Source organism: Microbacterium sp. P2_F9 (assembly GCF_056403635.1).
Genome location: NZ_JBFUFC010000179.1, coordinates 1 through 8066 on the forward strand (window position 1 = coordinate 1; position 8066 = coordinate 8066).

7 protein-coding genes are annotated in these 8066 nt (G+C 64.0%); 2 read left to right on the forward strand and 5 right to left on the reverse strand.

Translation table 11 applies throughout. From position 1 onward, the window contains the following. A partial coding sequence (locus AC1DVT_RS15750; RefSeq protein WP_477389943.1) for a DUF2510 domain-containing protein occupies nt 1-1318 on the forward strand: 1318 nt, incomplete at its 5' end. 173 nt (nt 1319-1491) lie between these two features. Continuing rightward, nucleotides 1492-2526, forward strand: coding sequence for a TM2 domain-containing protein (locus AC1DVT_RS15755; RefSeq protein ID WP_477389949.1), 1035 nt, complete (start codon nt 1492-1494; stop codon nt 2524-2526). Nucleotides 2527-2705: 179 nt separating this feature from the next. On the opposite strand, the gene AC1DVT_RS15760 is transcribed toward AC1DVT_RS15755, so the two are convergent. From AC1DVT_RS15760 to AC1DVT_RS15780, 5 genes are all read right to left on the reverse strand, one after another. Further along, nucleotides 2706-3167 (reverse strand): hypothetical protein, encoded by a 462-nt coding sequence (locus AC1DVT_RS15760; RefSeq protein WP_477389944.1) that lies wholly within the window; start codon nt 3165-3167, stop codon nt 2706-2708. A 307-nt stretch (nt 3168-3474) separates the two neighbouring features. After that, on the reverse strand, nt 3475-4845 hold the full coding sequence (locus tag AC1DVT_RS15765; protein WP_477389945.1) for an ABC transporter substrate-binding protein: 1371 nt from the start codon (nt 4843-4845) through the stop codon (nt 3475-3477). A gap of 66 nt (nt 4846-4911) precedes the next feature. Then, nucleotides 4912-5874, reverse strand: a complete 963-nt coding sequence (locus tag AC1DVT_RS15770; RefSeq protein ID WP_477389946.1) for a carbohydrate ABC transporter permease — start codon at nt 5872-5874, stop codon at nt 4912-4914. After that, a complete protein-coding gene (locus AC1DVT_RS15775) occupies nt 5871-6776 on the reverse strand; it encodes a carbohydrate ABC transporter permease (RefSeq protein WP_477389947.1) in 906 nt (301 codons plus the stop codon). The genes AC1DVT_RS15770 and AC1DVT_RS15775 overlap by 4 nt, the downstream gene beginning before the upstream one ends. Further along, a partial coding sequence (locus AC1DVT_RS15780; RefSeq protein WP_477389948.1) for an alpha-galactosidase occupies nt 6773-8066 on the reverse strand: 1294 nt, incomplete at its 5' end. The genes AC1DVT_RS15775 and AC1DVT_RS15780, both read right to left, overlap by 4 nt.

Genomic DNA, 8066 nt, shown 5'->3' on the forward strand with positions numbered 1-8066 from the left:
GAGCCCGATCCAAGCCTTAGTGTTGGCACACCGCCTGCCGAAGTCGATAGTGAGACTCATGACAACGCCTATTGCCGCTGATTGGTATCCCGATCCGTTTGGACGCCACGAGCAACGGTACTGGGACGGTGCGCAGTGGACCGACCATGTGGCATCAGCCGGACTCCAGACGACCGATTGGCCCGTCGTCGCGACGCCGCCGTCGCCAGACGCGAATACCGGAGGCGCGCCCGCCGATTGGTATTCCGACCCGACTGGTCGGTTCGGTGTTCGCTATTGGGACGGTGCGCAGTGGACCGAACACGTGTCATCCGGCGGACAACAGGGGACAGACGCGCTCGACGGTGCCGAAGCCACAGGCTCCGACGCCCGCGGCCGGAACAGAATGGTCGAGCGGCAAGCACGCAAAGCCATCACCGACAGGCCCGTCGGCGGCGGGACCCTATTCACTGAACCGGTGCTGGTCGTGAATCAAAAGGTCCGGATGTTCGGTGGCACCATGTCCTATGACGTGTTCAACCAGCGCGGGGTACAACTCGGCCGCGTCGAGGAGGTAGCTCGCGGCCTCAAGGCGAGAACCAGCGACAGCTTCTATGGCCGCACCGACGATAGCCGCGAGTATCGGTTCCGAGTTGTCGACATGCATCGTCGTACGCAGTTGACGATCACGAGGCCGGCAAAGTGGTCTTCCGGTAAGTCCAATATGGTCGTCGAAGACTCACATGGCGTCACCATCGGTCAGATCACGCAGGAATCTCACGGGGTGGTCGGCGGTATGGCCACAGTCGCCCACGCTGCGCTCCAGAACGTCGCCGGGATCGCAGGCGTGGGGATCGGGCTTGTTGCTGGCGCCACGGCTGGGAAAGCCGCCGCCGGCGCCGCCGGAAAGTCGGTCGGCTGGATCGCAGGCAAAACGGTCCGTGTGGCTTCGGCCGCCACCGCTCGCTCGGTGCTAATCGCCAGCGGGGTCGCGGGTCGCATCGGCTCAGCAGCGGACGGCCTGGACAAAGTTGGTCACGCTCGATTCGGGCTGACGGCCGGCGGCGTGCGGCTCGGTTCAATGCACGCCGAAACGATCGAGGAGTGGGATTTTCGGATAGAGGATCCAGCAGGGACGGAGTTCGCCCGGGTGAGCAAGACCTGGGCGGGGTGGAGCAAGGAACGCTTCACGAAGGCCGACAACTACGTTGTCCAAATCGGGCAGCCATTGAAGGAGCCGGTACGTTCCCTCGTCATCGCGGTGGCCTTGGCTGTTGACATCGCCCTCAAGCAAGGAAGTCCGGCCGTAGACGCAGACCGAGGTCGGCGACGCCGGTAGCTCGGCCCACGCCGGCCGCACCGCCAGACAGCGCAAGGTCGCGCTTTACGCGCTCGAACGCAACCGCGGCGGTTGACGGTTGCATACTTCCACGCAGCGTTGAGCGAGTCGTGTGGGTGACCGCTGGCAGAATGGCTCTGCTCGGCGCTTCGCCGGGGACGGGGAGGTCGAAGATGTCTGCTGATGCACCACCGCCCCCGCGCGCTCCGCAGCCACCCCCACCCCAAGTGCGGCAGCCGCCCCCTCCACCGCAACCGCATTCATCGTCAGCCAAGCCACCACACCCTGTGCCGGAGGGAAGCAAGAGCTACGTCGTCACACTCGTGCTCTCGTACCTTCTCGGGATGTTCGGCGCCGATCGGTTCTACCTGGGAAAGACCGGCACGGCTCTTGCGAAGTTCTTCACCCTGGGCGGGTTCGGCTATTGGTGGCTCATCGACATACTCATCACCCTCTTCGGTGGTCAGCGGGATGCGTGGGGCATGCGGCTGGAGGGGTACGACAGGAACAAGAAGAAGGTGTGGATCGTCGTGGGGGCGATCTTCGGCGCTTCGTTGGCGATTGGACTCGTCGCCATGGCGACAACAGCAGCCTTCAACAGTGGGGGCCTGACCCCTGTTGGGTGGGGACTGGCGGCGATCGTCGTCGGAGGCGCAGCAACGGCTGGAACGGTCTGGTTCTTCCGTCGGAGAGCACGCGGCAAGCCCGCGAGGAGCAAGCGCGGTGTCGATCCGGTGCCGCCGCGCATCCGCAGCCTCCTCTTGAAGCTCACTGAGCTTCGACCTGCCTACGCGGTGGATGCTGCAGCCGGCAACCAAGTCGCAGTGACGACGGTCGGGCAATTGGATTCTCTGATCTTGAATGTGACGGAACTGTTCGGCCGGCTCAAGGCGAAGGCAGACAAAGTCGAACGTGCTCGCGCAGACGCCGAATACGCGGACAAGCTTGGCAAGCTCGCTGCAGCGCTTGACCGTGGGTATCTCCTGGATATGCTGGCCAACCCGCGCCTGTGGGACGAGGTGGATCAGCGTATCCAAGACGTGCAACACGCACTCGAGGCGGTCGACGCCCAGCTGATCGACAACATCCGACAGGTCAACGCCCACCGAGGACTCGTCTTCAAAGTCGCGATCGACGGACTCATCGGCCCGCGAAAGGCTATGGATGACTGGCAGCGCGACTTCGACCGAGCCGCCGGCACCGAGTAACCACAACAAATCGAGAAGGTCGACGCCTGCGACGAACGGGACCTCGTTGAGCTAGCCATGAACGCGTAGCCGGCGCAGTACAGCAGAGCGTGATGAGAACGAGATCTCGAACGACTTCCACGGTCCCGGAGCGCAGCGGGCCCGCGCTGATGACGGCGCGCACTGAAGTGCGCCGTGACTCAACTCGAGCCTGTCGCCTTGGACGTAGCCTGATGCGCGCTTCGACCTGCGGACTTGACTCCTCGACTGGCTTGCGATTGAAGAGTGCGCCCCAGCCTGCCTGCAGCGATATCCACGGAGAACAGCAATTTGATGATCCAGGCGAAGAGCAACATGACGAGGATCGGCATGACGCAGGCTGTAACGACGAGGAGCGCAAATTGCTCCATGTACATGTTCAACTGGTCAACCGCTTCGTCCTTGATCTCGTTCACGTTCGCCATGGACTCATCTACGAAGTCGCCAACGTTCTCCGCGGCGCCAACCACCCAGTCCCCGATTGACTCAAGCAGGTTCCGGTCACCCAGCTCGGTATTGGTGTCCGGCGCAAAGTCACCGGCGGACCCACCGGGTTCTGCACCGTCGGAGGTCTCGTCCGCAAGGTGAGCAGCTGCGGTGATGTCTGCGTACGTGGCGGTCAATGCGGTACTGACCGCGATGTGCGAGCTGTGTGCTGAGTGACGGCGAGCATCACGCAGCCACCCGCGTAAATCCGCCCGCGCCGGGCTCCGACGACAGTATCGGTGTTCCTCGTCAACCGCGATCAGCAGATGCCGACGCACGTCATGATCGACCTTCGGCGTTCGCGGCGAGCGGAGTGGTCGAGTCGGTGCTTCGCGACGAGGTGCTCTTCGCGCGTTTCACGATCGCCCTCGCACGGAATTGCGCAGGGGGGTGAGGGGGGCGCCCGCGCGTGTGTCTGCCACACCCGCGGGCGACCCGGATCGGTTACTTGAACAGAGCGTTGACCTGGTCGTTGGCCGCGGCGATGGACGCAGCGTCCCCGTTGCCCTGGAGGTAGGACTCGATGGCGGCGGTCATGGTGTCGTTGACGGTGGACCAGTTGTCCGCGATGGGCAGCAGCTTGGTGGTGCCGTCGACCACCTGGGTGGTGAAGCCGGTGATATCCCAGCCCTTGGCGGCGAACGCTTCCGTCGCCTTCTCGGTAGACGTCTTCACCGCGGGGAACACCACTGCGGACTCGGCAATCACGTCCTGGCAGTCAGCGGATCCGAGGTACTTGACCCATTCCCAGGCGGCGTCGGGGTTCTTCGTTCCGGACCAGATGCCGTCGGAGAGACCGTTGAAGACCGTGGCGCGCTCGCCGCTGCTTCCAATCGGGGTGGGCGCGACCTTCGTGGGGACGTCATCCTGGCCGAGGTACGACCCGTTCATCCAGGAACCATCGGAGACGACCGCGTAGCGGCCCGCGAGGTAGCCGTTCAGCGGGTCCTGCTCGGAGAGGGCGATGTCCACGCTGGGCATGTACCCCTTCTCCTGCAGGCTGTGGTACCAGGCGAGGGTGTCGGTGAACTCCGGTGCCCCGAAGTTGAACTCCGTGGTCCACGGGGTCTTGTCGCCGAAGTACCAGTCGTCGTTGCTGAGCGCGTACGGTGCCCACGTCTGCTGGCCGGAGGCGTTGAGTCCGTTGCCTGAGAGTGCGAGTCCGTAGACAGCGACGTTGCTCTTGTCGAACCCTGCCTCGTTGCCGTGCACACCGTTGGCGTCGACGGTCAGCGCCGCGATGGCCTGCTCGAAGGTGCCGCCATCGGTCGGGTTCCACTCGAGGGTGGAGAGCTGGTCGACGGTGAGGCCGGCGTCGGATGCCATCTGATCGTTGTAGAAGAGTGCCACGGTGTCGAAATCCTTGGGGAGCCCGTAGCGCTCGCCCTCCTGGTCCTGCCACAGGTCGGCAAGGCCGTCTTGATAGATGGACAGGTCGACGTCGTCCTTCTCGATGCGGTCGGAAATGCCCAGCAACTGGCCCTGCGAGACGAACTCGGGGTAATAGGAGAGGTGATCGGCGAAGACGTCTGGGGCGCTCCCCGACGCGAAGCCGGTCGTCAGACCCTGCCAGTAGTCTGCCCAGCCGTACTGCTCGATGTTGACGGTGATTCCGGAGGCCTTGGTGAAGTCATCCGCACACTGCTGGTAGGCGGGCTGCTGATTGGAGTCCCAGAGCCAGTAGCTGATCTCCTGGGCGTCGACTTCGTCGCTGGGCTGGGAGGCGGCGCAGCCGGAGAGGATGACGGAGAGTGCGGCGGCGGTTGCTGCGCCACCGATCATGATCTGGCGCGCGGGCCGATTCAGGTGCTGCATTGCTGACCTTTCGGTGCTGTTGGGTGTGGATCGGGTGTCGACGGGATTCGGCACACGTTTGGGCGGCTACTTGATTCCGGAGTAGCCGAGGTTGTCGATGAGCTTTCGTCCGAAGACGAGGAACAGGATCAAGACGGGGAGCGCGGCGATGAGCGTCGCTGCCATGAGTCCCGCCCAGTCCGGCCCGGTCTGGGGCGTCTGCGAGCGGAAGATCCCCAGCGCGACTGTCAGGACCCGCGAGTCTTCGCCGCGGCCGACCAGGAGCGGCCAGAAGTACTCGCTCCATGCGGTGATGAAGGTCAGCAGTCCGAGCGTCAGCATCGGAGTCCACGACATCGGGATGATGATGCGGAAGAAGATCCGAAAGTGGCCGGCGCCGTCGATCATCGCGGATTCTTCGACCTCACGGCTGATGCCGAGGAAGAACTGTCGCATGAAGAACACCGCGAACGGGGTCATGAACAGGAACGGCAGGATGACCCCGGGCAGGGTGTTCAACAGGCCGAGATCGCGGATGAGGACGAAGTTGGGCAACTGGACGAAGATCGGCGGAACCATCAGGGCGGTCAGGAACAGGAAGAACACGGCATCCCGCCCCGGCCAGCGCAGTCGCGCGAATGCGTAAGCGGCCATCGAGCTGAAGAACACCTGACCGACGGTGATCGTCGTCGATACGATGATCGAGTTGCGCAGATAGAGCCAGAAATTGAGGGTGCCGCTGGTGCCGCCGTCGGCCGCGATCTCCTCCGGTGTCGCCAGTCCGAGGACCCGACGGAACCCGCCCCAGCTGAACTCGACCGGCAGCGGGTTGCCGGGCTGCAGATACAGAGCGCTGTTCGTCGACAGCGCGGTCCGCAGCATCCAGTAGAACGGGAACAGTGTCACCAGGAGAACCAGAATCAGGGCCGCCCAGCCAAAGAACCGACCCGGGTTGAATGACCGGCGGCGGCGCGTGGACGGTATCGCGGTCGGTAGGGGTGTCCGTTCGCCCGTACCGTGGCGCGGCGGTGAGGACAAGGTGGCGGTCATGCGAGATCCGATTCGTTCGAGCGCAGCAACTTCAACTGCGCATAAGCGATCAGGGCGAGGGCGACCAGCAGGAAGACCGAGAGGGCGGATGCGTAACCCAGGTCGAATCGCTCGAAGGCCTGCTGGTAGATGTAGTAGTAGATGACCCGGGTGGCATTGACGGGACCGCCCTCCGTGGTGACCGCGACCGTGTCGAAGATCTGGAACGATCCGACGACCGTGATCACCAGCACGAGTGCAAGCACCGGCCGAAGCAGCGGCAGCGTGATGGATCGGAACATTCGCGGCTCGCTCGCTCCGTCGAGAGCGCCCGCTTCGTACATTTCCTTCGGGATGGTCTGCAGCCCGGCGAAGACAAGCAGCGCGGTGTACCCGACGAAGCGCCACACGTTGATCAATGCGATGGTCGGAATGGCCGTGACCGGGTCACCGAAGAAGGCCACCCGGTCCAATCCGATGCCATCGATGACCACGTTGACGATCCCGGTCGAGTAGTCGAACATCCAGAACCAGATCAAGGCCACGACGACGTTCGCGACCAGGTACGGAAGCAGGACGATGCCCCGGATCACCAGGGACTGGGTCAGGCGGTGCATCAGCACCGCGATCAGCACCGCGAGCACGGTCTGCACCGTGATGTTGATGACGACGTAGTACACCGTGACGAGCAGCGAGTTCCAGAACAACGGGTCGGCGAACATCCGGGTGTAGTTGTCGGTGCCGATGAATACTCCCGAGCCGATGAGGTTCTGGTCGGTGAAGCTGAACCATATTCCGCGCACGGTCGGGATCAGGAAGAAGGCGACGAAGCCGATCGCGGCCGGAGCGATGAAGATCATCGCCACTCTGAGGTCGCTTCGTGGGCGGCGCGTTTTCACGCGAGCCGGGGTGAGGGTCGTCATGGATTGGCCACTCCTTCGTGGGTGGAACCGAGTGGGATGGCGGGTGCGGGGGCGACCTTATGCACGAGGATCAGGGCCGAGTGGTCCACGAGCAAGGCCGGCACCTGCACCCCGATGCGGGCTAGCACCTTCCCGGGGAGGATCACTCCTTCCGGGTTCCACCAGGCCGGATGCACTTTCGGATCCCACGCATCTGTCGCGTTCGGTCCTGCCGGGGTCACTCGGTACAGCGCGGTTTCGTCGAGACCCGGCAGCCGGACGCGTCCGGCGGGCCAGGTCACCGGACGATCCAGGACGCTGATCGRGTAGAGCGCTCGCTGCCGGTCTGGGCTGACCGCCCCGTGCAGCCACAGTGCGTCGTCGTCGCTGGCCGTGCGCACCACGCGACCGGTGTGGATGAGTTCCCGGTGGGCTTTGTAGAACCGGACCCACTCCTTCAGTGCGGTGAGGTCATCGGGTGATGCCTCGGTGAGATCCCACTCGATGCCGAAATGACCGAACAGTGCCGTCGCCGCACGGAAGGAGAGGTCCAGGCACCGCCCGGTGGTGTGCGCGCGGTCGGCCCCGATGTGACTGCCGACCAGTTCCGGGGGAAGAAGCTGGGCCGTCCACCGCTGAATGTGCTGGCGCTCGTGCGCATCGATGCAATCGGACGCCCACACGCGATCGGTGTGCTGCAGAATCTCGAGATCGACTCGTGCGCCTCCCGAGGAACAGGATTCGATCTCGAGCCCCGGGCAGGCATCGCGAATCTCGTCCATGAGCCGGTACACAGCGAGCGTCTGTTCGTGCACGCCGGCGCGATCGGTTCGAGTTGAGCCGCCGTCGATGAGATCGCGATTGTGGTCCCACTTGATGAAGCTGATCGCGTACTCGCGAACGACGCTGATGATGCTGTCGCGGACATATCGGAACGCCCCCTCGTGGGAGATGTCGAGTACCTGCTGATGGCGGAACTCGACTGGCAGCCGGCCTGGCACCTGCAGCATCCACTCGGGATGCTGGCGGGCCAGGTCGGAGTCGGGGTTGATCATMTCCGGTTCGAACCAGAGGCCGAACTGCATTCCGAGCGAGGTGACATGGTCGACGAGCGCTCGGAACCTTCCGCCGCCCCATACCTCTTCGGAGATCTGCCAGTCGCCAAGGCCAGCGGTGTCGTCGCGTCGAGATCCGAACCATCCGTCGTCGAGGACGAATCGCTCCACCCCGACGGCGGCGGCGACATTGGCGAGCGCGGCGAGCTTGGCCGGATCGTGATCGAAGTACACCGCCTCCCACACATTCATGACC